This window comes from Ferrovibrio sp. GW821-FHT12F09, from assembly GCF_058806775.1.
This window is the reverse complement of the sequence record NZ_JBXAPZ010000001.1, coordinates 1,813,720-1,837,261: the sequence shown is the minus strand read 5'-3', so window position 1 is coordinate 1,837,261 and position 23,542 is coordinate 1,813,720. Positions and strand designations below refer to the sequence as shown.

Below are 23,542 nucleotides of genomic sequence, written 5' to 3'. Positions count from 1 at the left end.
CTCCCGATTGGTTCTAGATAAAACTGAAAAGAGGTCAGGCCGGCAGGGCCTGCATGCGCGGCAGCAGGCGTTCTTCAGCCTCTGCCGACGCGGCCGGCAGATCCTCGCCCAGCCCGGCAATCCGGCCACCCGAGAGGGCGCCGAAATCGAGATCGCTGTGCTCGCCATAGATGCCGCGCAGCAGGGCGGCGGTGACGGCCGAGGCCGGGCCATCGAACATCACCCGGCCATCGCGCAGGGCCACCACGCGGCGGCAGAATTTGAGTGCGAAATCCACCTGATGCAGCGACACCACGACCGTGACGTTGTCGGACTGATTGATATCGGCCAGCGCCGCCATGACGCGGCGCGAGGATTCGGGATCGAGCGAGGCGATCGGTTCATCGGCCAGGATCACCTTGGCCTGCTGCACCAGCGCACGGGCGATGGCGGCGCGCTGCTGCTGGCCACCCGAGAGCGTGGAGGCGCGCTGGAAGGCGCATTGCGCGATCCCGACCCGGTTGAGCGCCGCGACAGCCTCACGGCGCTGGTCGTCGGTGAAACGCTGCAGCATCGTGCGCCACAGCGGCATGCGGCCGAGATTGCCGGCCAGCACATTGGTGATCACCTGCATGCGGCCGACCAGATTGAACTGCTGAAAGACGAAGCCGATGCCGGCGCGAGTCTGCCGAATGCCAGCGGCGATGCGGCCTTCCTGCTGCACCATGCGGCCGTTCACGGCAATCTGCGCCTGGGGATCGCGGTCACCCGGCATCAGGCCGGCGATATGCCGCAGCAGGGTGGACTTGCCCGAGCCGGACGCCCCGATCAGGGCCACCATTTCGCCCGGCTGGATAGTCAGAGTCACGGCATCGAGAGCGCGCTTGCCTGTACGAAAGGTTTTCGATAGATGGGCGATCTCGATGGCGGCGCGCATGTGATTCCCTTGGGCTCAATCGCTGGCTTCAGGGCTGATAGCAACGCTATGTGACACTTCGATTGCAGTTGGGCGACGCCGGGGTGAAATCCCCGCTCCCCGGCCCGGCTGGCCCGGTTACCCACAGGATGTTTCCATCTATTGTCTAGGATATGCCGCCGATGGCCCCCCGCTTCGCTCTCTATACGGCCCCAACCGCCGACCATCCGCTGCATGACTGGGCTGCGGAATGGCTGGGGCGCGACCCGGAGTCGGGCATCGATTACCCGCCCGCTCCCGCCGCCGGCCTGCGCGCCGACCGCATCGCCGACCTGACCGCCGACCCGCGACTGTACGGTTTCCACGGCACCCTGAAGCCGCCCTTCCGCCTGGCTAAAGATTACGACGAAGCGCAGCTGATCATGGCGATCGAGCGGTTTGTCGCTACCCGCAAGGCCCCGCGCGGACCGCATCTGGCGGTCGCGGCGCTCGGCCGTTTCATCGCCCTGCGCCCCTCCGGCCCCGCCCCCGACCTGGAAGCGCTGGCGGCAGACTGCGTGCGCGACTTCGACCGCTTCCGCGCGCCGCTGTCGGAAACCGAACTGGCAAAGCGGCGCCGGGCGAAGCTGACCGAGCGTCAGGAGCAGTATCTGCAGACCTGGGGCTATCCCTATGTGCTGGAGGATTTCCGCCTGCACTTCACCCTGACCGGGACGATTGCGGATGACACGGAGCGTTCAGCGCTACTGCGCCACCTGACGCAGGTCTGCGCCCCCTTCACCAATACGGATTATGTGGCTGAAGAGCTGTGCCTGTACGTGCAGCCGCAGGCAGATGCCCCGTTCCGCATCGCCGGGCGCTATCCCTTCGGCGGTTAGGCCGAAGCCCGCAGGGCGGCCGCAACGATCGGCCGGTAATGCGCCAGGTCGGGTGTCTTCAGGCGCGGTGACTTGGCCGCATCGTCCCAGCGCCGCAGCTTCACGGCATCCTCGGCATAGGGCTGCGCGATGAAGGCCGCAGCCTCAACATCGGAATAGATGCCACCCTGCACTTCCAGGCTGGTCTTCGACCCCTGCGACAGGCCGGCCCAGTAGCTCTGTTCGGTGCGGCAGAGATAGCGCTTGGCGTCCACATGCAGGCGCACCGGCGCCACCACCGCTGCGGAGAAATGCCGGCCGAGCCAGTCGGCGGCAATCGTCTCATGCTCGGCATCGATGCCCTTCTCCGCCAGGCCTTCGTCGCCTTCATCGACCAGATGGCCGATATCGTGCAGCAGCGCGGCGGTGATCAGTTCCGGCGACGAGCCCATGCGTTCGGCATGCATGGCGCATTGCAGAGCATGTTCGAGCTGGCTGACGCCTTCGCCGCCGTAGCGCTCGGCGCCGGCCTTCTCAAGAAGAGTCATGATCTGATCGAGTACCACCATGGCGCCGCTCCGTTGCTCCTGCCGTCTACATCACCCGGTTACCGGCACGCCAGACCGCGCGCACCACCGGAGTCTCTTCCACCAGACTAACGCGGATCATGTCTGCCCGGCGTCCCGTCTCCAGTGCACCACGATCGGTCAGGCCGATGGCTTCGGCCGGATTGACAGACACCATGGCAATCGCCTGCGGCAAGCTGATGCTTTCGACCTGCCCGGGCAGCGAGAAAGCCGACTGCAGCATGCTGCTGGGCACGTAGTCGGATGAGATGATGTCCAGATGTCCGGCCTCGGCCAGCGAATGGGCCGAGATATTGCCGGAATGCGAACCGCCCCGAACCAGATTCGGGCCACCCATCATCACCTTCATGCCATGCCGGCGCGACAGTTCGGCCGCTTCATGGGTGGTGGGGAATTCCGCCACCACCATGCGGTCCTGCGCAGCTTCGGTCACATGTTCGGCCGTCGCATCGTCATGACTGGCCAGCGGCAGACCCTTGTCATGGCACAGCGCGACGACAGAGCGGCGATTGGCCTTACCATGGGCCTCGGCGGCAGCGATCTGGTTGGCCATAAACTGGTCCATGGCTTCATCCGACAGGCCGAACTTACCCTGATAATACTGGCGGTATTTCTCGGGCTTCACGAACTGGCGTTGGCCCGGGGTGTGATCCATGATCGAGATCAGCTTCAGCCAGCTCAGGGCTGTCATCGGCTCGACCAGCTGCATCAGGTCCTTGAACGAGACCTCGCAGCGCAGATGCAGCAGGTGTTCGGCTCGCAGCATGCCGTCTTTTTGGGCGGCCTCGATCGCCGCAATCATGTCGCGCAGGATTTCCATGCGCACCGCACCGTCGCGCACGTCACCCACGGCAATGGCGTCCAGCACAGTGGTGATGCCGGCCGCGGCGATCTGGGCGTCGTGGCTGATCACCGCCAGGCGACCGGGCCAGCGTACGCCCGGCCGCGGCGCGAAATGCTTTTCCAGATTGTCGGTATGCAGCTCGACCAGGCCGGGCAGCAGGTAATCGCCGCCGAAATCGACCGCACCGGCCACCGCCACGTTATGATCGTCGATATCGGAAATCACGCCATCGCGAACCAGCAGGCTGCCGGTGATCTCGGTTTCGCGACCGATGATCCGCGCGTTGGTGACAACCAGGTCGGAACTCATGCTGCAACTCCTACCGCTTCCATGGGCAACAGACGGGTGGTGATGGCGGCGCGGGTCTCCGCGTCGTGAACGATGGCCACGATGGCAGTGCCACGCTGCCGCGCATCATTAATCAAGTCTATGACAATTTTGCGATTGCGCTCATCCAGCGATGCTGTTGGTTCATCGAGCAGCAGAATCGGGTAATCCGCGCAGAAGCCGCGGGCGATATTGATACGTTGCTGCTCGCCGCCCGAGAAGGTGGCGGGCGGCAGGGACCACATTTTTTCCGGCACTTGTAGCCGGGTCAGCAGCCCCGCGGCCCGTTCCCGCGCCGCATCGATGCCGGCGCCGCGGGCCAGCAGCGGCTCGGCCACGATATCCAGGGTCGACACCCGGGGAATGACCCGCAGGAACTGCGTCACATAGCCCAGCGTCTGGCGCCGGATCTCCAGCACGATTCGCGGTACGGCGCCGACGATATTCATCTGCTCGCCGTTATGGCGGATCAGGATGCGGCCCTGCTGCGGCCGGTAATTGCCATAGATCGAGCGCAGCAGCGTCGATTTTCCCGCGCCCGACGGTCCGTGCAGCGTAACACATTCACCGGCCGCCACGCTGAGCGAGGTATTGTGCAGCACCGGCAGGGCAATGCCGCCGCGCAGATGCAGGGTGAAGGTCTTTTCCAGGTTCTCGACGCGAATCATCTCGGGATTGCTCATCGCCGCCTCACACGCTCAGGACCGACGAGACCAGCAGCTGCGTATAGGCATGCTGCGGATCGTCCAGAAGCTGGTCGGTCAGGCCGGCCTCCACCACCTCGCCCCGCCGCATCACCATCAGGCGATGAGCCAGAAGACGGGCAACACCCAGATCATGGGTCACCACGATCACGGCAACATTGTATTCCTGCACCAGTCGTCGCAGCAGGTCGAGCAGACGCGCCTGCACCGAAACATCCAGACCGCCGGTCGGTTCGTCCATCAGCACGATACGCGGCCGGGTCACCAGATTACGAGCGATCTGCAGGCGCTGCTGCATGCCGCCGGAGAAGGTGCGCGGCAGGTCATCGACGCGGTCGGGCGAAATCTCCACGGCTTCCAGCCAGTCGAGCGCCGTATCGCGCAGATGGCCGTAATGCTTCTGGCCTACCGCCATCAGCCGCTCGCCGATATTGGCGCCGGCGGAAAAACCCATGCGCAGGCCATCGCGTGCATGCTGCTGCACAAATCCCCATTCCGTGCGCATCAGGTGTCGCCGCTGCGCATCCGACGCCGTTGCGAGATCGACGATGTCGCCGGCCGCCGTACGGTACTGCACACTGCCGGAGTCGATGGAAAGACGCCCGGCGATCGCGTTCAGCAGCGTCGACTTGCCTGAACCGGACTCACCCACGATGCCAAGCACTTCGCCCGGCCAGAGTTCAAAGGATACATCGCGACAGGCAACCTGCCGGCCGAAGTTTTTATGCAGGCCCTCGACGCTGAGCAGCGGCATCTCGATCATTCTGCAGCCTCCGGCTTGGCAGTATAGGGCGCGCTCATGCGACCGGTATGGCCGGCCTCGCGTCGCTCGCCGCAATAATCGGTATCGGAGCAGACGAACATCCGGCCACCCTTGTCATCAAGGATCACCTCATCCAGGAAGCTGTCACTGGCATTGCAGAGCGCGCAGTTCTCCGGCCAGCGTTCGATCTCGAAAGGATGATCCTCAAAATCCAGAGGCTTGACCTCCGTATAGGGCGGCACAGCATAGATACGCTTCTCGCGGCCAGCGCCAAACAGCTGCAGGGCCGGATTCATATGCAGCTTCGGCGTATCGAATTTCGGGATCGGCGAGCAACGCATCAGGTAGCGGCCATTCACCAGAACCGGATAGTCATAGGCCGTGGAAATATGGCCATGCTGCGCGATATCCTCATACAGCTTCACATGCATGACGCCATATTCCGACAACGCGTGCATCTTGCGCGTTTCGGTCTCGCGCGGCTCGAGCCAGCGCAGCGGCTCCGGAATCGGCACCTGGTAGACCAGAATCTGGTTCTCATGCAGCGGCGTTTCCGGCACGCGGTGGCGGGTCTGGATCAGAGTCGCGTCGCGGGTCTTTTCCGTGGTGGCGACCCCGGTCATGCGCACGAAGAAGCGGCGGATCGACACGGCATTGGTCGTGTCGTCGGCACCCTGATCGATCACTTTCAGCACGTCGTCGCGGCCAATCACCGCCGCCGTCACCTGCATGCCACCGGTGCCCCAGCCATAGGGCAGCGGCATCTCGCGGCTGCCGAAGGGGGCCTGGTAGCCGGGAATCGCCACCGCCTTGAGGATCGCCCGGCGCAGCATGCGCTTGGTCTGCTCGTCCAGGAAGGCGAAATTGTAGCCATCAAGCGTGGCAGACGCCTGATAGGTCTGCTGCCCGAAAGACTGTTGAATCGTCATTGGGCGGCCTCCTCGAGAGCAGCATCGTTCTGCGCAACAATCTCGGCACGCATCAGGCGTACCAGCGCCAGCTCGGCCTGGAAGTCCACATGATGCGGCAGCTTCAGATGCTGCACGAAGCCCGAGGCTTCCACATTATCGGCATGATAGAGGACGAATTCCTCATCCTGCGCCGGCGCGGTGATGCCCTCTCCCAGTTCTTCGGCGCGGAGCGCGCGGTCGACCAGCGCCATCGCCATCGCCTTGCGCTCGGCCATGCCGAAGCTGAGGCCATAGCCGCGGGTGAATTTCGGCGGCTCGGTCTTCGAGCCTTTGAACTGATTCACCATCTGGCATTCGGTGATCTCGATATCGCCGATATCGACGGCAAAGCCCAGTTCGGGAATATCGACTACTACGCCGACACTGCCTGAGCGGATTTCACCCACAAAGGGATGCGACTTGGCATAGCCGCGCTGGGTGGAATAGCCCAGCGCCAGCAGATAGCCTTCATCGGCGCGCGCCAGATTCTGCAGTCGCACATCCCGACCGGCCGGGAACATCATCGGTTCGCGGGTAAGATCGCCCACCGGCGCGCTATCGGCATCGGGCAGTTCGCGCTCGATCAGACCCTCGGCATTCAGCAGATCGACCACCTGCGGCAGATGATCGGCGACCTCACCCTTGCCCTGCGCGGCCTGCACCTGCTGGCCCGCCAGCAAGGTGAAATCAAGCAGGCGATGGGTGTAATCGAAAGTCGGGCCGAGCAGCTGGCCGCCGGGCATGTCCTTGAAGCAGGAAGAAATGCGGCGCGACACCTGCATCGCCGTAGTATCGATCGGCTGCGACACGGAAAAGCGCGGCAGCGTCGTGCGGTAGGCCCGCAGGAGAAAGATCGCCTCGACCTGGTCGCCGCGCGCCTGCTTCAGAGCCAGCGCGGCCAGCTCCGGATCATAGACCGAGCCTTCGGTCATCACGCGATCCACACCCATGCTGAGCTGTTCGCGAATCTGCGCCACGTCCAGCTCGGCAACCGAGGTGTCGCCACGCCGGTCTTCCGCCAGCAGCTTGTGGGCATTCTCGATGGCGGCCTCGCCGCCTTTCACTGCCACATACATGTCAGGCTCCCGCGATGGCGATGGTCGTGCTGCGCGGCAGGCCGATCAGGTCATTGCCGCAGGCAAGGTAGATGTCGAGTCCACGCGGAAACGCGCCGCTCAGCATGGCGCGCTGGCGCCAGAAGGAGGCCGGCAGGCCGCAAAATGACATGGCAACGGCGTCCTTGATGCCCGGGCCGCGCCAGATCATGGCATCCGCGCCCTGCAGGCTTGGGGCCTGGATCAGCAGGGTCGCGCCGCGCTCAGGCGCTTCATCCGTGCCGAAGCTGAAATCCTCCAGCGATCCCATCTGCCCTGCAGCCAGCATGGCAACAGCCGCCCGGGTGGATTCGGCCGCGACAGGCGCGCCGGTATGAAAGGCCAGCCAGCTGCGCGTCGCTTCGCTATTCAGCCCAGGCCCGAGCCAGACCGGCGTATCGAGGTCGCAAAGCGTCAGCACCGCACCGGCCAGCGCCGGTTCCAGGCCGGGCGGATGGCCAACCTCTGTAGCAATCGTCGTTTGCTGTCCGGGACGGGCCATCGCGTTCAGCATGGCGCGGAACGCGATCTGGCTCTGCTGCACCGGATCGGCGAAACCGGCGGCGGGCGCCCCCCGTGCATGAAGAGTGGCATTCATGCTCAGTCCTCCCCGCGAACGAGTGTGAAGAAATCGACTTTGGTGGCGGCCACCTTCGCAGCACGCGCCTGACGCGCGGCCTGAAGCCGCTGCTCAGCCGGCGCCACCAGGTCGCGCTCGAGGCGGGCAGCCTGCGTCGGGTCCTGCATCACGGCATCCAGCAACGCGACCAACTCGGACTTGCGGTGATCGCGGCCCTGCACATAGCCGACGCCCATCGCGCCATCCGGCTCCAGCGCGACCACGCAGCGCGTGACGGTCATCTCCCCGAAATTGAACCGCTGACCGACTCCGCCGGCCCGCGCCCGCACCATCGCCAGCCCGGTTTCCGGCTGCTTCAGCCGCCGGTATCCCGGCCGATCCGGAAGAGCCAGCCAGGCAGCCTCCAGGGTCGGGCGGTCAATGCGGGCCAGCAGTTTCAGGCGGCGCTGCCGGGCGGTCTGCTGCGCCAATAATTCGGGCTGGGAGGCTGTCGCGGTCATGTAGACCTCTTGTGCAATTGTCTAAATTGGTCTAGACATCTACATATCTACTCCGACGACCGGGCTTCATCAAGCCATGTCTTCGCGAATCTTTTATGACGTCGGCAGGATGCGAGATGCAGGGCAGTATCGAACGCGGCAGCGGCACCACAGTCTGGCGGCAGATCGCCGCCGTGATGGAACAGGCCATCCGGCGTGGCGATTACAAGCCGGGCATCCAATTGCCAACCGAAAAGCACCTGGCCGGCAGCTTCGGCGTCAACCGTCACACGGTGCGACAGGCCATGAACCGCCTGGCTGAAACTGGTCTCGTGCGGATCGAACAGGGGCGCGGCATGTTCGTCGCCGATGGTTCGCTGGATTACCCGCTGGGTGCGCGGACGCGCTTTACCGAGAACCTGCTGACCAAGCAGAAAAAACCGACCCGCGAACTGATCAGCGCCGACCAGATTATCGCCCCTATCGATATCGCGCGTGCCCTAGGCATTCCCGCAGGCGCCGCACTATGGGAAATCGAAACCCGCAACAGCGCCGATGACCGGGCCGTCAGCGTCAGCAGCCATTTCTTTTCGGTGGAGCGCTTTCCCATCATGCCGGAGTTGTTCCGGCGCAGCGGGTCGATCACCGGCGCGCTGAAAGCCGCTGGCGTCAATGATTACCACCGGCGCACCACACGGGTGATGGCACGCCTGATCACGGCCGGCGACGCCAGATTGCTGAACCTGCCGCGCACGCGCCCGGTCCTGATCAGCGAAACGGTCAATGTCGATGAACGCGGCAAACCCGTGGAATTCGTACGCGCCCGCTTCATTGCCGATCACGTCACGCTGACCATCGAGCATGAGTGAATGCTCGGCATGACGCCCGGCCGTTACAAACTCATCAAAGACTCCCGGATCCGACGCTGAGCCTGGGCCGCCATGCGGACAGGCGCGTTGGCGGCGCCATACTGGTCATACCCGCCGACCCGCTGGCAAACCTCAAAGAAAAACCGATCTTCAAAGGTGTCGGTGAAGACATGATAAAACTCGCCACCCTGGCCATCGCGGTCGTAGAGGATGTTGTGCTGTCGCAGGCGCTCGATCACGTCGTCGGTTAAGGGGAACTTCGCCGACAAGTCGTCATAATAGTTGGCGGGAATAGTCAGGAGCGACACCCCTTTCTCCCGCATGCTGCCGACCGCGTCGAAGATATCCGTGGTCGAGAACGCAATGTGATGAACACCCGCGCCGGAGAAGGTCGATACCGACCGGGCCGTCGCCGTATTGCGGTCTTCCGAGAAACTCAGCGGCAGCCGCACAGCGCCATTGGCACTGCGGACAGCCCGGCTGCGCACCAGGCCGTAAGGATCCGGCAGCACCCAGATGCTTTCGGGATGGAGCCCCAGAACCGAGCGATAGAACAGGACCCAGGAATCCATCTGACCCGACGGAACGGCCTGGGCAATATGATCGATGACGCCGACATGATCCTCGCCACCGGCCTCTTCGAGGATGAAATCCATCGAGAAATCGAAATCCTGATCAACAAAATACAGCAGACTCCCGTCGAGTGAACGGAAGGCCGGAATATTCCGTTCGTTCGGCCCGATGCGTCCTTCATAGCGTGTGCACTGATAGGCATCCGCGCGGCTCTGGATCTGGATCTCGTCATCGACCCGCAGGCAGACCGCACAGATCGATGGGCCATGAACGATATAATAGGAATGCGCGAAGGAATCCGGCTCGGCATTAAGGACGATGTTGGTTTCGCCCTGTTTGTACAGGGACACGTTCTTCGATTTGTGACGCCCTGCCTTACGGAAACCCAGGCCGCTCAGCATGGTGGCCAAAGCATCCTTGCTCGGACCATCCACCGCGAACTCTATGAAGGCGATGCCCTTCAATTCCGGCATTTGCGGTGCGGCAAACAGTTCGACGCGCTTGGCTATCGTCTGCGTTGGCGTCCCGGTTGCGGCTTGAACCTGCAGGCGCATCTGTTCTTCCAGGTAATTGAGCGACCGCATGCCATCAACTGCAGTGAGCCGGGTGGAAGCAGCCCGGAAATCATCATTGAAGATTTCCAGCGACAGCGGTCCGGTATAGCCAGCCTCAAGCGCTTTCAGGGTAAAGGTCGCGACATCGAAATCGCCCTGTCCGGGGAAGCAGCGGAAATGCCGGCTCCAGGAGAGGATATCCATACTGAGCTTCGGCGCATCAGCCAACTGCACGAAAAAGATCTTGTTTCCCGGTATCTCCGTGATGGCATCCGGCGTATCGCAGAGCGCCAGGGTATGGAAGCTGTCCAGCACGACACCGAGATGAGGGTGATTGGCTTTCTTCACCACCTCCCAGGCCCGCCCGTAGGTATTGATATGGGTGCCCCAGGCCAGTGCCTCGAAACCGATTTTCAGCCCCCGCTTCCCGGCGCGCTCTGCCAGTTCGTACATCTGGGCCGCTGAACGCTCGGCATCGCCAAGAGCATCCGGTGCCACATTGGAGCAGACCAGCATCAACGGCGCACCAAGCTCGGCCATCACGTCGAATTTCTTTTCGGCCCGATCAAGGTTACGCTTGAGTTGTTCGTCCGATACGCCCTCGAAATCCCGGAACGGCTGGAACAACACGATTTCCAGGCCGAGGTCGCTGGCAAGACTGCGAACCTGACGGGGCGAGCCGTTAAAGAAAAGCAGATCGTTCTCGAATATCTCGACGGCATGAAACCGCGCCGCGGCCACGGCCTCGAGCTTTTCCGACAGTGTGCCACTTAAAGACACAGTAGCAATGGAACGACGCATGGCATCCTCCGATTGGAATGGTTAGCCGCCAAAGCGGGCTTCAGGCAGGCCTTTAACACCGACATCCAGCGCCAGCACGGCACCGGCCAGCGGCTCGGCCACAAGCTGTTCCGGCGTCAGGAATTTACGAGCCGTGGTTACATACAGGGTGGTCAGGTCAGGGCCACCGAAGCAGACGCAGGTGGGATTGGTAATCGGGACCTCAATGGTACGGTCAATCCGCCCGTCCGGTGCATAACGGACGACGCGACCGCCGGCAAAGATCGCATTCCAGATGTAACCGTCTGCATCAACACAGGCGCCGTCTGGCCTGTCCTTAGCGGCGGAGTGATCGAAAAAGACACGGCGATTGCTGAGATCGCCATCATCGCCGATATCAAAGGCCCAAATGGTGAAGCGACGCGTATCCGACATATAGAGCGTCCGGCCATCCGGTGAGACGCAGATCGTGTTCGTGACAATGATATCGCCAAACAGCCGCGTCGCCGTGCCATCAGGATCGATGCGATAGAAGGAGCCGTTTGGCCTTTGCAGCTGGTTATCCATACTGCCGACCCAGAACCGGCCCTTGGCGTCGCAGCGACCATCATTCAGGCGGTTATCCACCCCGGCCCCTTCGACCTGACTGAATAGCGTCACTTCTCCGGTGGCTGGGTCAAAGAAATGCAGTGCCCGGTCGATGGCGACCATCAAACTGCCGTTCTTTCGCAGGGCCAGGCAGCCCAGGAAATCTCCGGGCATGGAAAACGAACGATGGTTCCCGCTGGCCGGCTGCACGCAATGCAAGGTGGGATTCTCGATGTCGATCCACCAGAGCGTCTGGGTGCGATCACACCACAACGGTGTTTCACCCAACCGGTCCTGCGTGTGAATGACGGTCCGGATTTCAGGAATCATCAGTCGACAACTGCGAGCCTGGCATCGCGTTTGACCACCAGATCGTTGAAGAGACGCGTCATACGCCGCGCATCAGGGACGATGCCTGTGAAGAGCCGGAAAGCCTCTGCGGCCTGATGCACGCACATCCCGGCACCAGTAACAGTCGCACAGCCTTTCAAACGCGCTTTATGGATCAGCTCGGTAATCAGCGGTGTGTAAACGATATCCGCGACCCAATGGCCCGGGGCAATCAACGCCTCATCGATAGCCATACCGGGATACCCCATCATGCCGATCGGCGTTGCGTTAACGATGCCTGAGACTGCACCAGCCACGTCAGCCGCATTGATAACCGCATGGCAGATATCGGTTGACGAAATACGGTTGATATCGGCCACCAGATTGGCAGCGCGCGTCGCATCCTTGTCAAAAATATGCAGATGACGAACCCCGAGGTCGAGCATGGCCCAGGCAACCGCTTTCCCGGCACCACCCGCGCCCAGCAGGAGGACCGACTTGCCCTTTGCGGCATTCACACCCAAAGCCTCTTCAAAGCCCCGCTGAAAACCGATGCGATCCGTGTTGTAGCCCGTGGTCTTGCCGTCCGCATCGACCACCACAGTATTCACCGCACCAATTTCTCGTGCCTGGGGAGAGACTTCGTTCAGATATGGCAAGACGGCTTCTTTGAACGGGTGCGTGACGTTCACACCGGCAAAGCCAATTGTATGAAGACACTGAACCACATCATTCAGCGAGCGCTTCATGATGCCAAGGTCCATCAAGTGATAGAAACCATGCGCACCGGCTGCCACCATCGCATCTTCGTGCAAGGCAGGAGACAGCGACTTCATGATATTCGTGCCGATCAGCCCAACTAGATATCGGTCGGTCATGGCATCAACCTGTTCAAGTTCATCAATAAACGTACTGGTTCGTATATTTTAGAGACCGGGAGTGACGATACACCAACATCATCTATCGCTTCACGAAACGGACGATCTGCTCGACGACGTTATCACGGCGCGCGCGCACCGATTTCACCGATGTCATATCACGATCGAAAATGATCGAGAATGTATGCCGGTTGGAGACATTGAAGAAGCAGAGCGCGCTGATGGCCCAGTGAATATCGATAGGATCAAGGCCCGTGCGAAACACCTTCGTCGTACATCCGCGTTCGTAAATCCGGCGGACCGCTGCGATAGCGGGGACATTAAGGGTCCGGATCTTTTTCGACTGGCCCAGATATTTTCCCTTATGGATATTCTCGTTCATCACGAGATTGATGAAATCCTGGTTTGATCCTTCATAGTCATAGGTGAAGCCGACCAGGCGACGGAGTGCTGCTTCAGGCTCCAGGTGATCCAGGTCGAGCTGCGTCTCGATCGCGCGAATCTTGCTGTAGGCATCTTCCAGGACGGCAACATAAAGGCCTTCCTTGCCGCCGAAGTAATAGTAAACCATTCGCTTGCTGGTATGGGTGCGAGCCGCGATCTCGTCAATACGGGCGCCACTCAGGCCCTTGGCCGAGAACTCTTTGGTTGCAACATCCAGGATATTGCGTTTGACCTTCTCCGGGTCGTTCGTGCGACTGCTCTGACGGACAGTCTTGACGGTCGCGCCCTTGGCCGGCTTGCGGCGCCCGATCTGTGCGCTTGCCCCGGATGCGCCTGCCTTACGCTTCACCATTCGACCGCTGCCCTTTTCCTGAGTATTGGGTGTCATGTCCCTATACCGCATAGAGCTGGTGTAACCAATTGCAAGCCGCATCAAATTCCCGGCGGACCGCCTGGGAATACTGCATGGCTCGCAAATATCCATGAATCAGCCCCTTGCCCATATGCAGGTTCACCGGCACGCCGCTCCGGCTCAAGACCTCGGCATAGGCCAGCCCCTCGTCCAGGAGCGGGTCGTTTTCGGCGACAGCCACAAAGGCCGGCGGAAGGCGATGGTGATTCGGCGCCCGTAACGGAGCAACCAGGGCGCTTTTGTTGCGCACGCCGTCGCTGCCGCAATAGAGGTCCCAGGTATGGCGAACGGCGGCCGTGGTGATGATCGGGGCGTTCGCATTCCTGGTATAGGACGGCCGGGTCAGGTCGGTATCGACCACCGGATAAAACAGCAGCTGGCCCTTCAGGTTCTGGGGCCGGTCGCGAAAGACCAAGGCCATGACGGCAGCCAGATTGGCGCCTGCACTGTCGCCGCCGACACTGACCGCGTCGGATCGGATCCCAAGTTCGGCCGCAATATCGAAGACCCAGTAAACGACCGTCTCACAGTCCATAACTGCCGCCGGGAATGGGCGCTCGGGTGCCAGGGAATAATCGACGCTCACGACCGTCTGACCGGTTTTGGCCACGATCCCGACGGCAATCTCGTCATGGATCTCGGGGCTGCCCTGCACGAAACCGCCACCATGCATATAGATCAGGCAAGGCGCCCGTTCGCTCCGGACCTTGCGAAAGACCACAACCCGGACAGTGCGCAGGCCGTGGCGAGCGACCATGACCCTGGCTTCAATATCGGTTGGAAGCGGCTGCCGGGCATCGGCGGCAATGCGATCAATGATGGCTCTGCGGTCCTGCACCGAGGCATTTGGCGCCAGGCCGGCCCAGGCAGCACGCCACATTTCAAGAAACGGACCAAGTTCGGGGTCAATCATCGCGATGTCGCCGGGAATGGAAGCGGGCGAAGCTAACGGCTCCGCCCGCCCCCGATCTTACTTCTTACGGATCTGGTCAAGCTGACTGTACATCAGCTTGACCAGCTCGGGATCATTGGCAGCAGCATACTTTTCGACGACCGGCTTGGCCGCATCGCGGAAGCGGGCCTTCTCGGCCGGGGCGATTTCATTGACGGTCATGCTGCTCTTCAACTTGGCCATCAACTCGGCCTCGTCCTTGTCGGCAGCGTCACGCAGGTAAGCCTGCGCAGCCGCGGCCGCGTCGGTGATGACCTTGCGCTCATCCGCATTCAGCTTGTCCCAGGTCGGCTTGCCGAAAACCAGGGTGGAGGCGAACTGGATATGCTGGGTCAGCGACAGGAACTTCTGCACTTCGTAGAGTTTGGCCGAAACGATAGTGGTGGCCGGGTTTTCCTGCCCGTCGACCGTCTTCTGCTCCAGCGCGGTGTAGACTTCGGTGAACGGCATCGGCACGGCATTCGAACCGAGCGTGTTGAACAGGTCGATATAGGTCGGAGCCTGAAGCACGCGAATCTTCAACCCCTTCATGTCTTCGACCTTGGTGACCGCCATCTTGCTGTTGGTCAGATTACGGAAGCCGGCACCCCAGTAGGCTACCGGCATCAGACCCTTGTCTGCCGCCAGCTCGGTCAGCTTCTTGCCGAATGGGCCATCCAGGAGCTTTGCCGTCTCGGCATTGCTCTCGAAAACGAAGGGCAGGTCCATCAGGCCGAACTCCTTCACCACGCTGACCATGATGCTGGTGGCGATCAGGGTGGCGTCGACCGTGCCGCCGCGAAGGGCGGCGACCGTCTGCACGTCACCGCCGAGGGTCCCGGCCGGGAAGACCGTCACCTTCAGCTTGCCCTGGCCCTTTTCATTGACCTGATCGGCAAAATACTTGGCGCCGCGTCCCTGGAAAGTATCCAGGTTGACGGCGAACCCGAGGCGCAGGTTGCGCTCGCGGATCTGGGCTTCGGCGGCCGAGGTCGTCAGGCCAGCGGCCAGAATGGCGGTGGCGGCCAGCAGTGTTTTGAAACGCATGGGTAATCCTCCCTTTTTGGTTTTCAATTCCAGTTACCGTGCAAAGAAGAAATTTGCCGGGCCGGTAACAAGCCACGGAAATACGATCAGCAGGGCGAGAACGACCAGCTCGGCGACCATGAAGGGCCAGACGCCCCTGATGATATCGTCCATGCTGATTCTAGAGACGCCGGCAACCACATTAAGCACAGTGCCGACCGGCGGCGTGATCAGGCCGATGGAGTTGTTGATGATGAACAGGACGCCGAAATAGACCGGATCAATGCCCGCCGCCTTGATGACCGGCATCAGGATCGGCGTCAGGATCAGGATGGTCGGCCCCATGTCCATCGCCGTGCCGACGATGACAACCAGCACCATGATGATGACCATGAGCAGCATCGGCTGATCGATGAAGGGCTGCACCAGATCGACCATCGTGCTGGCCACTTCGGAAACCGTAATCAGCCAGGCAGACAGCATGGCGCCCGCGACCAGAAACATGATGACGCTGGTGGTCATGGCCGCCCGCACCATGATTCCGTACAGCGCGGCCAGCTTCACCTCGCGATAGATGACCGTGCCGACGAACAGGGCATAGACTGCCGCCACCACCGCAGCTTCGGTTGGCGTGAAAATGCCAAATTTCAGGCCGAAGACAATGATGAACGGCAGCCCGAGCGCCCAGAAGCCATCGATAAAACTGCGGAGAATCTGCCGGCCGCTCTGCTTGGGCAGGCGTTTGGCATTGTCGGTCTTTGATACCCACCACCAGGCCACGCAAAGGCCAAGGGCCAGCAGGATACCGGGAACGATTCCAGCGAGGAAAAGCTTGGTGATGGAGACGCCGCCGACGACCCCGAAGATAACGAATCCGATACTGGGCGGAATCACGGGGCCGATGACGCCGGACGCCGCAATCAGACCGCAGGACCGCGATTTGTCATGACCCGCCCCGACCATCATGGGAACCAGGATTGCCGACAGAACGGCTGCATCGGCAATGGCTGAGCCCGAAATGGCCGACAGGAAAGTGGCCGCCAGAATGGCAACATAACCGAGCCCGCCCTTCACATGGCCGATCAGCGCTACCGCCACATCGACGATGCGTTTCGACAGACCGCCGACATTCATGATTTCGCCGGCCAGAATAAAGAACGGCACAGCCAGCAGCGGAAAACTGTCGACGCCGTTAATGACATTCTGCGCCACGATCTGCGGATCGAGCAGATCGAGGTAATGCATCAGGGCGGCACCGCAGACCAGCAGGGAGAAAGCCAGCGGCATGCCGATTGCCATCGAGCCCAGCAGGGAGGTAACGAAGATCGTGATGGTCATGGCTGACCGCCCTGCCCCTTTGCCGGGGGCAGATGCTTGTTTAACTCCTCCTGCTCTTCGCTTTCGGTGACCGCGACAAGCTCTTCATCGCTCAGCTTGTTGGCAATGGCCCGATACAGGTCATAGGCAATCATCGGCAACGCCGACGCGCTGAATGCCACGCCCGCCGCATAGAAAACGCCACTCGACAAGCCGGAAACCGGCGCAGGAACATCCATGTTGATCAGCATCTGCGTCCAGCTGCCGGACAACAGCAGCCAGGTGACATACAGCATGAGAATTTCGCTGACGATCAGACACAGCCGTTTTCCGTTACGCGACAGCAGCATGACGACCGATTCGAGGCCGAGATGCTGGCGTTCACGCAGCGCAACGATTGCACCAAGGAAAGTGAGCCAGACAAAGGCCCAGCGTGAAAGCTCCTCGGAGACGCTGATACCGGAATTGAACCCGTAGCGCAGGACCACATTGCCAAAAACCATGATGACCATGGCCGTTAACAAAACGACCAGGACGAGCTTCAGGAATCGAAAGTAATAGTCGGCCACTGCGCTCATTCAGTCCTCGGACAGCAGCTGTTGCAGCCGCATTAACGCGTTTCCTCGACCGCCCCGACGAATGTACGGTTTGGTACATTTTTGTCGGGGCAAAATGTACGAACTGGTTCATTCTGTCAACAGCAGCGCCAATGATGCGGCGCAGCATTCACAACTTTCATTTCTCGATAGTGAATTCGTATGGTAGTTTTCCAGCAGAATGTACCGTTTAGTACATTCCAAGAATGCAAAAAAACCGGAGGAAACATGGTCAGGACATTGCTGCTCGCCGCGATGGCGACGCTGATGATTGGTGCCGTTCACGCCCAGCCGCTTGCCGACAAATCATTGCCGGTGCGCGTGGAACTGCACCCGATTCCCACGCTGACCATCACAGATACCCAGTTCCTGTCTGGCGATACCAAAGGCAAAGACGTGACGCTGGGTGGTGAGCTGAGCATCGCGCAGGGCTCAGGTCGTTTGCCGGTGGTCATTCTCATGCACGGATCGGGCGGCGCCGGATCCAATACGCAATACTGGCGGCGTCATCTGAACGGTATGGGCATCTCGACATTCGTCATTGATGGGATGACGGGCCGCGGTCTGACCGGCGTAGGTGACAATCAGATCCTGCTGGGCCGCCTCAATTTCATTCTGGACATCTACCGATCCCTGGAAATCCTGGCAAAGCATCCCAGAGTCGACCCCAACCGTATTATCCTCATGGGCTTCTCACGCGGCGGCCAGGCAGCGCTTTATGCCAGCGTCGAACGCTTCCACAAGCTATGGAACAAGAGCGGCGCCAATTTCGCAGCCTACATCGCCTTCTATCCGGATTGCGGCACCACTTATCGCGAAGACGGCAAAGTCGCAGCCCGGCCGATCCGCATCTATCACGGCACCCCGGACAATTATAATCCGGTGTCGTCCTGCAAGCCCTATGTCGAACGCCTGAAGAAGGCTGGCACCGATATCCTGCTGACCGAATATCCGAACGCGCCCCATGGTTTCGACAACCCGCTGGGCACCAATCCCGGAGTGCCGACCCGAGCCGATCAGTCGGTGCGTGAATGCAAAATCAGGGAGAACGACCAGGCTGCCCTGATCAACGCGGCAACCAATGCGCCCTTCACCTACAAGGACGAGTGCGTGCGCATCGGCCCGACTGTCGGCCACGATCCGGACGCCACCCGCGCCGTCACTATAGCAGTCAGTGAGTTCGTACAGGGCGTTTTGAAGCCGTAGCACTGCCGTTCAGGCAATCGCAAAGGATATTCATCGTAAAAAGGGGCTCCTGCCATATCGTCAGGAGCCCCATTCCGCGATCTGTGCTTACAAAGCTGGCTGAGGCAAGTGGTGCCCCAGAATACCCCCATCAGATATCGAGATTGACCACGTTCAGCGCATTGCTCTGAATAAAATCCCTGCGTGGTTCGACAACATCCCCCATGAGGGTCTCGAAAACATTGTCGGCATCTTCGGCATGATCCACCCTGACCTGAAGCAGGCTCCGTGCCTCGGTATCCAGCGTGGTTTCCCATAGCTGTTCGGGGTTCATCTCGCCCAGACCCTTGTAGCGCTGCATGGTAATCCCGCGCTTGCCGGTTGCCTGCACGCGCTCAAGCAGGTCGATGGGGCCGCGGATCTTGTGCAATTCGTCCTTGCGACGCAGCTCGGCCAGACTCAGATACGTGGCCTGCAACTCGGTCGCCATCTCGTTCAGCTTGCGGGCTTCCGCCGAGCGAAACAGCTGGCCATCCAGCAGGTAGCTTTCGGTGTAACCGCGCAGGCTCCGCTTCACGCTGAACGCGCCATCGCCCGTCGCTTCGCAGATCCAGCCGCGCTCCAGATCGGGGGCGAGGGCATTCAGTCGCTTGGCCAGCGCTTCGGCCGCCGCTGTGGCCCTGGCCGGATCATTGGCAATATCGGTTTGCAGCATGCCCAGGATAGCCGCCTGCTCGACAATCCAGGGATTGTAGCGTTTGCCGATAGCAGTGAGCAGGGCGCGGGCCATGCGGGCATGCTCCAGCAGCACGCGCAGATCATTGCCGGCGCGCTGGTTGCCGTCCTGCAACTGCAGAACTGCTCCTTCCATGCCTTCATTGATCAGAAACTCTTCCAGCGCCGGCTCGTCCTTCAGGTAACGCTCCGACTGGCCGCGCTTGACCTTATAAAGCGGCGGCTGGGCGATATAGAGATGGCCAGCATCGATCAGCGGCTTCATTTGCCGGAAGAAGAAGGTGAGCAGCAGGGTGCGGATATGGGCGCCGTCGACATCCGCGTCAGTCATAATGATGATCTTGTGGTAGCGCAGCTTGGCCGGGTCGAAGTCGTCATGGCCGATGCCGGTGCCCAGCGCGGTGATCAGCGTGCCAATTTCCTGCGAGGACAGCATCTTGTCGAAGCGGGCGCGTTCCACATTCAGGATCTTGCCGCGCAGCGGCAGCACCGCCTGGAAGGCGCGATTGCGCCCCTGCTTGGCCGAGCCACCCGCGGAGTCACCCTCGACGAGGAAGAGTTCAGCCTTGGCCGGGTCGCGTTCCTGGCAGTCCGCCAGCTTGCCCGGCAGCGAGGAAATATCCAACGCGCCCTTGCGGCGGGTCAGTTCGCGCGCCTTGCGCGCCGCTTCGCGGGCTGCGGCGGCTTCCACCACCTTGCCGATGATGGTCCGCGCATCGGCGGGATGCTCTTCCAGCCAACTCGCCAGCAGGTCGGTGACCATGCTCTCGACTGCCGGACGCACCTCCGACGACACCAGCTTATCCTTGGTCTGCGAGGAGAATTTCGGATCCGGCACCTTCACCGACAGCACGCAGGTCAGGCCTTCGCGCGAGTCTTCGCCGGTGATCGAAACCTTCTCTTTCTTGAGCACGCCGCTTTCGGTCGCGTAATTGTTGATGCAACGGGTCAGTGCGCCACGGAAACCGGCTAGATGGGTACCGCCATCGCGCTGCGGGATGTTGTTGGTGAAACAGAGCATCGTCTCGTGGTAGCCATCGTTCCACTCGAGTGCGACTTCAATGCTGATGCCGTCACGCTCGCCCCGGATGGCGATCGGCGGCTTGTGCAGCGGCGTCTTGTTGCGATCCAGATAGGCGACAAACGCTTCGACGCCGCCTTCATAGCGCAGCTCGATCCGCTTCGGTTCGACGCCGCGCAGGTCTTCCAGAACAATCTTCACGCCATTATTCAGGAACGCCAGCTCGCGCAGGCGATGCTCCAGCGTGGCGAAATCGAACTCGGTCTTGGTGAAGGTTTCCGACGATGGCAGGAAGGTGACTTCGGTGCCGCGCTTACCGTCGGCCGGACCGACTTCAGCCAGCGGCCCTTCGGCATCACCATGACGGAAGCGCATGTGATAGGCCTTGCCACCACGCCAGATGCGCAGATCCAGCGTCACCGACAATGCGTTCACGACCGACACGCCCACTCCGTGCAGGCCACCCGAAACCTTGTAGGAATTCTGGTCGAACTTACCACCGGCATGCAGCTGGGTCATGATGACCTCGGCTGCCGAAACGCCTTCTTCGGGATGGATATCGACCGGGATGCCGCGACCATTGTCGCGCACGGTGACCGAGCCATCCGGATTAAGGCCGACATAGGCCTCGTCGCAATACCCGGCCAGGGCCTCGTCGATCGCGTTGTCGACAACTTCGTAAACCATGTGGTGCAGGCCGGTACCATCATCGGTGTCACCGATATACATGCCCGGGCGTTTACGCACCGCATCCAGGCCCTTCAGCACCTTGATGGCGGAAGAATCGTAATTCTCGCCGTTGCCCTCATTGCCCTGCGGATTCACTGCTTCGCTCATCGCTCTACAACCTCAACTGATCGGGGCACGCGGCGTTACCACGCCATCGGCCACCGTGAAAAACTCGGCCTGGCCGTCGAGCCCTGCAAACAGGTCCTCATCCGTCCCGGTCAACCAAACCTGCCCGCCGATGGCGAGCAATTCCTCGTACAGCGCCGCACGGCGCCGGCCGTCCAGATGTGCCGATACTTCGTCCAGCAGCATCAGCGGCGCCATGCCGCGACGGGCGCGGATCAGACGGGCATTCGCCAGCGTTATGGCGATCAGCAGCGCCTTCTGTTCGCCAGTGGAGCATTGCGCCGCCGGCTGGTCCTTGTCGGCATGCCACACCGCCATATCGCTGCGATGCGGCCCCTCGGTCGCCGTGCCGGCCTCGCGGTCGATGCCGCGCCGCTCGGCCAGAAACCGACGGAATGTCTCTTCCGCCGCCAGCGCCGGTCTGTCTGACAGCCAGCCCTCGATGAGGCCCTGCGCCGCCAGACGAGCCTTGGGGAACGGCCCCGTCGCCAGCACCATGCCCGCTTCCAACCGGGCCAGACCCTCGCGCCGGGCCGCGGCGACCGCCACACCATGCTCGGCCATCTGGCTTTCCAGGGCCGCCAGCCAGGTCGGATCGACCGCACCAGCCTTCAACAGGCGATTGCGTTCCCGTGTCGCCCGCTCATAGGCCGCCACCTGGCGGGCATGCCCGCCATCGAGACCATAGACCAGCCGATCCATGAACCGCCGCCGCGTGGAGAGTCCATCAACGAACAGACGATCCATCTGGGGCGTCAGCCAGACGACATCAAGATACTCGGACAGGCCGTTTGCACTCGACGCCGGCTCACCATTGATCCGCACCACGCGACGCTCACTGCCGTCATCGCCACCGGCGGTGTCCGCCAGTCCGGTGCCGATGGCGACCAGACCGACACTGCTGGCCAGCTCGGCATGGGCAGCCCAGCGGCAGACGGCGACCGTGCTGCGGCTGACTTCGGAAAGGCGCGCACGACGCAGACCGCGTCCCGGGCTGAGAAAGGACAGTGCCTCCAGGATATTGGTCTTGCCGGCACCATTCGGCCCTGTCAGCACCACAGGACGGCCGCTCAGGCGTAACTGCAGCGCGGCGTAATTGCGGAAATCATGCAGGCTGAGCGACAGAACGGCATGACCGCCTGCTGCGCCTTCGTAAGCCTGCTCCGCAACCCGTGCCGTGCTGTGCAACAAATCAGACTCGCATCGGCATCAGCACATAGAGCGCATCATCGTCGCTCGGGTCGCGCACAACGGTGGGCGCCAGTGCATCGGCCAACAGGAACCGCACATTCTCGCCTTCAATCTGCCCCGCGATATCCAGCAGATAGCGGGAATTATATCCGACCTCGACCGGCGCGGAACTGTAGGCGGCCGTCAGCTGTTCGGAGGCCGACCCCTGATCCGGGCTGGTGGCCGAAAGCTCAATCCCATCGGGCTTCAGCGACATCTTCACGGCGCGGCTCTTCTCGGTGGAGATGGTGGCGACGCGGTCGACGGCGGCAGCAAAGGCCTTGCTGTCGACTTCCATCACCTTGTCGTTGTCGCGCGGAATCACGCGCTCGTATTCAGGGAAAGCGCCGTCGATCAGCTTCGACACCAGCACCAGATCGCCGATGGCGAAGCGGATCTTGGTGTCACTCAGTTCGATGCGGGCTTCGCTCGAACCGCCTTCCAGCAGCTTGCGCAGTTCGTTCACCGTCTTGCGCGGCACGATCACGCCCGGCATGCCGGCAGCACCGGCCGGCAGTGGCGCTTCCACGCGGGCGAGGCGATGGCCGTCGGTGGCCACCGCACGCAGCATCGGCACGCCCGCGCTGGAGGCCGCATGCACGTAGATGCCATTCAGATAATAACGGGTTTCTTCGGTCGAGATGGCAAAGCGCGTCTTGTCGATCAGGCGACGCAGCTGTTCGGCCGGCAGGGTGAAGCCATGCGGCAGTTCACCGGCCGCCATCACCGGGAAATCTTCCTTCGGCAGGCAGCTCAGCTTGAAGCTGGAACGGCCGGCGCGCAGGTCCAGGCGCTGCTCCGATGCAGTGAAGGTCAACTCGACCTCCGCACCCTCGGGCAGCTTGCGCACGATGTCGTAGAAGGTATGGGCCGCCACCGTGGTGGCGCCGGGCTTGGAGACCTTGGCCGGCAGCTTCTCGACCACGGCGATGTCCAGATCGGTGGCGGTCAGGGCAAGCTTGTCACCCTCGGCTTCGAGCAGCACGTTCGACAGGATCGGGATCGTGTTCCGACGCTCGACCACGCTCTGGACGTGGCTCAGGGCGGTCAGCAATACGGCGCGCTCGATGGTGAGTTTCATAGCTGAAAAACCGGTCTGTTTTTGTTGTTTTACGGCAGGCTTCTGCCGAGTCCGGCA

Annotated in this window: 23 protein-coding genes; 3 read left to right on the top strand and 20 right to left on the bottom strand. The window is 61.7% G+C overall.

The annotated features are described in order from the left end of the window. Positions 1 to 34: 34 nt before the first annotated feature. Positions 35 to 916 carry a phosphonate ABC transporter ATP-binding protein gene (gene phnC / locus AC1ROB_RS09105; RefSeq protein ID WP_492971508.1) on the bottom strand — a complete coding sequence of 294 codons (882 nt, stop codon included), beginning with the start codon at positions 914 to 916 and terminating at the stop codon, positions 35 to 37. 161 nt (positions 917 to 1,077) lie between these two features. Between phnC and AC1ROB_RS09100 the strand changes: the two genes are divergently transcribed. Continuing rightward, positions 1,078 to 1,773, top strand: a complete 696-nt coding sequence (locus tag AC1ROB_RS09100; RefSeq protein WP_492971509.1) for a DUF1045 domain-containing protein — start codon at positions 1,078 to 1,080, stop codon at positions 1,771 to 1,773. On the opposite strand, the gene AC1ROB_RS09095 is transcribed toward AC1ROB_RS09100, so the two are convergent. The 8 genes from AC1ROB_RS09095 to phnG are packed head-to-tail and all read right to left on the bottom strand — an operon-like array spanning position 1,770 to position 8,101. Further along, positions 1,770 to 2,321 carry a phosphonate degradation HD-domain oxygenase gene (locus AC1ROB_RS09095; RefSeq protein WP_492971510.1) on the bottom strand — a complete coding sequence of 184 codons (552 nt, stop codon included), beginning with the start codon at positions 2,319 to 2,321 and terminating at the stop codon, positions 1,770 to 1,772. The genes AC1ROB_RS09100 and AC1ROB_RS09095 overlap by 4 nt on opposite strands. A gap of 25 nt (positions 2,322 to 2,346) precedes the next feature. After that, entirely contained in the window at positions 2,347 to 3,492 is a 1,146-nt protein-coding gene (locus AC1ROB_RS09090) for an alpha-D-ribose 1-methylphosphonate 5-triphosphate diphosphatase (protein WP_492971511.1), read from the bottom strand. Further along, a complete protein-coding gene (gene phnL, locus AC1ROB_RS09085; protein ID WP_492971512.1) occupies positions 3,489 to 4,193 on the bottom strand; it encodes a phosphonate C-P lyase system protein PhnL in 705 nt (234 codons plus the stop codon). The genes AC1ROB_RS09090 and phnL overlap by 4 nt, the downstream gene beginning before the upstream one ends. A gap of 7 nt (positions 4,194 to 4,200) precedes the next feature. Then, complete coding sequence (gene phnK, locus AC1ROB_RS09080; protein WP_492971513.1) at positions 4,201 to 4,977, bottom strand: phosphonate C-P lyase system protein PhnK; 777 nt, start codon at positions 4,975 to 4,977, stop codon at positions 4,201 to 4,203. Beyond that, positions 4,974 to 5,906: an alpha-D-ribose 1-methylphosphonate 5-phosphate C-P-lyase PhnJ gene (locus AC1ROB_RS09075; protein WP_492971514.1), complete on the bottom strand. Its 933-nt coding sequence runs from the start codon at positions 5,904 to 5,906 to the stop codon at positions 4,974 to 4,976. The genes phnK and AC1ROB_RS09075 overlap by 4 nt, the downstream gene beginning before the upstream one ends. Then, entirely contained in the window at positions 5,903 to 7,003 is a 1,101-nt protein-coding gene (locus AC1ROB_RS09070; protein ID WP_492971515.1) for a carbon-phosphorus lyase complex subunit, read from the bottom strand. Before AC1ROB_RS09070 ends, AC1ROB_RS09075 begins: the two co-directional genes overlap by 4 nt. 1 nt (position 7,004) lies before the next feature. Continuing rightward, complete coding sequence (gene phnH, locus AC1ROB_RS09065) at positions 7,005 to 7,619, bottom strand: phosphonate C-P lyase system protein PhnH (protein WP_492971516.1); 615 nt, start codon at positions 7,617 to 7,619, stop codon at positions 7,005 to 7,007. 2 nt (positions 7,620 to 7,621) lie between these two features. After that, positions 7,622 to 8,101 (bottom strand): phosphonate C-P lyase system protein PhnG, encoded by a 480-nt coding sequence (gene phnG, locus AC1ROB_RS09060; protein WP_492971517.1) that lies wholly within the window; start codon positions 8,099 to 8,101, stop codon positions 7,622 to 7,624. 116 nt (positions 8,102 to 8,217) lie between these two features. On the opposite strand from phnG, the gene phnF reads away from it, so the two are divergent. After that, on the top strand, positions 8,218 to 8,949 hold the full coding sequence (gene phnF / locus AC1ROB_RS09055; RefSeq protein ID WP_492971518.1) for a phosphonate metabolism transcriptional regulator PhnF: 732 nt from the start codon (positions 8,218 to 8,220) through the stop codon (positions 8,947 to 8,949). Between the two features lie 23 nt (positions 8,950 to 8,972). Here phnF and AC1ROB_RS09050 read toward each other — a convergent pair whose 3' ends face one another. The 8 genes from AC1ROB_RS09050 to AC1ROB_RS09015 form a co-directional block, all read right to left on the bottom strand. Next, complete coding sequence (locus AC1ROB_RS09050) at positions 8,973 to 10,877, bottom strand: bifunctional sugar phosphate isomerase/epimerase/4-hydroxyphenylpyruvate dioxygenase family protein (protein ID WP_492971519.1); 1,905 nt, start codon at positions 10,875 to 10,877, stop codon at positions 8,973 to 8,975. A gap of 21 nt (positions 10,878 to 10,898) precedes the next feature. Then, positions 10,899 to 11,774 carry an SMP-30/gluconolactonase/LRE family protein gene (locus AC1ROB_RS09045; RefSeq protein WP_492971520.1) on the bottom strand — a complete coding sequence of 292 codons (876 nt, stop codon included), beginning with the start codon at positions 11,772 to 11,774 and terminating at the stop codon, positions 10,899 to 10,901. Next, positions 11,774 to 12,652 carry a shikimate dehydrogenase gene (locus AC1ROB_RS09040; protein WP_492971521.1) on the bottom strand — a complete coding sequence of 293 codons (879 nt, stop codon included), beginning with the start codon at positions 12,650 to 12,652 and terminating at the stop codon, positions 11,774 to 11,776. Before AC1ROB_RS09040 ends, AC1ROB_RS09045 begins: the two co-directional genes overlap by 1 nt. 82 nt (positions 12,653 to 12,734) lie before the next feature. After that, positions 12,735 to 13,484: a TetR/AcrR family transcriptional regulator gene (locus tag AC1ROB_RS09035; RefSeq protein ID WP_492971522.1), complete on the bottom strand. Its 750-nt coding sequence runs from the start codon at positions 13,482 to 13,484 to the stop codon at positions 12,735 to 12,737. 4 nt (positions 13,485 to 13,488) lie between these two features. Then, positions 13,489 to 14,421, bottom strand: a complete 933-nt coding sequence (locus tag AC1ROB_RS09030) for an alpha/beta hydrolase (RefSeq protein WP_492971523.1) — start codon at positions 14,419 to 14,421, stop codon at positions 13,489 to 13,491. Positions 14,422 to 14,478: 57 nt separating this feature from the next. Continuing rightward, the gene (locus tag AC1ROB_RS09025; RefSeq protein ID WP_492971524.1) at positions 14,479 to 15,486 is read right to left on the bottom strand and encodes a DctP family TRAP transporter solute-binding subunit; all 1,008 of its coding nucleotides are present in this window, start codon (positions 15,484 to 15,486) and stop codon (positions 14,479 to 14,481) included. Positions 15,487 to 15,519: 33 nt separating this feature from the next. Further along, a complete protein-coding gene (locus AC1ROB_RS09020; protein ID WP_492971525.1) occupies positions 15,520 to 16,803 on the bottom strand; it encodes a TRAP transporter large permease in 1,284 nt (427 codons plus the stop codon). After that, positions 16,800 to 17,360 carry a TRAP transporter small permease gene (locus AC1ROB_RS09015; RefSeq protein WP_492971526.1) on the bottom strand — a complete coding sequence of 187 codons (561 nt, stop codon included), beginning with the start codon at positions 17,358 to 17,360 and terminating at the stop codon, positions 16,800 to 16,802. Before AC1ROB_RS09015 ends, AC1ROB_RS09020 begins: the two co-directional genes overlap by 4 nt. Positions 17,361 to 17,606: 246 nt before the next feature. Between AC1ROB_RS09015 and AC1ROB_RS09010 the strand changes: the two genes are divergently transcribed. Continuing rightward, entirely contained in the window at positions 17,607 to 18,584 is a 978-nt protein-coding gene (locus AC1ROB_RS09010; protein ID WP_492971527.1) for a dienelactone hydrolase family protein, read from the top strand. 130 nt (positions 18,585 to 18,714) lie between these two features. On the opposite strand, the gene gyrB is transcribed toward AC1ROB_RS09010, so the two are convergent. From gyrB to dnaN, 3 genes are read right to left on the bottom strand one after another with little or no spacing between them, the layout of a single operon-like run. Then, on the bottom strand, positions 18,715 to 21,156 hold the full coding sequence (gene gyrB, locus AC1ROB_RS09005) for a DNA topoisomerase (ATP-hydrolyzing) subunit B (protein WP_492971528.1): 2,442 nt from the start codon (positions 21,154 to 21,156) through the stop codon (positions 18,715 to 18,717). A 12-nt stretch (positions 21,157 to 21,168) separates the two neighbouring features. Beyond that, a complete protein-coding gene (recF, locus tag AC1ROB_RS09000) occupies positions 21,169 to 22,365 on the bottom strand; it encodes a DNA replication/repair protein RecF (protein WP_492971529.1) in 1,197 nt (398 codons plus the stop codon). Position 22,366: 1 nt separating this feature from the next. Further along, on the bottom strand, positions 22,367 to 23,485 hold the full coding sequence (gene dnaN, locus AC1ROB_RS08995; RefSeq protein ID WP_492971530.1) for a DNA polymerase III subunit beta: 1,119 nt from the start codon (positions 23,483 to 23,485) through the stop codon (positions 22,367 to 22,369). Between the last annotated feature and the right edge of the window lie 57 nt (positions 23,486 to 23,542).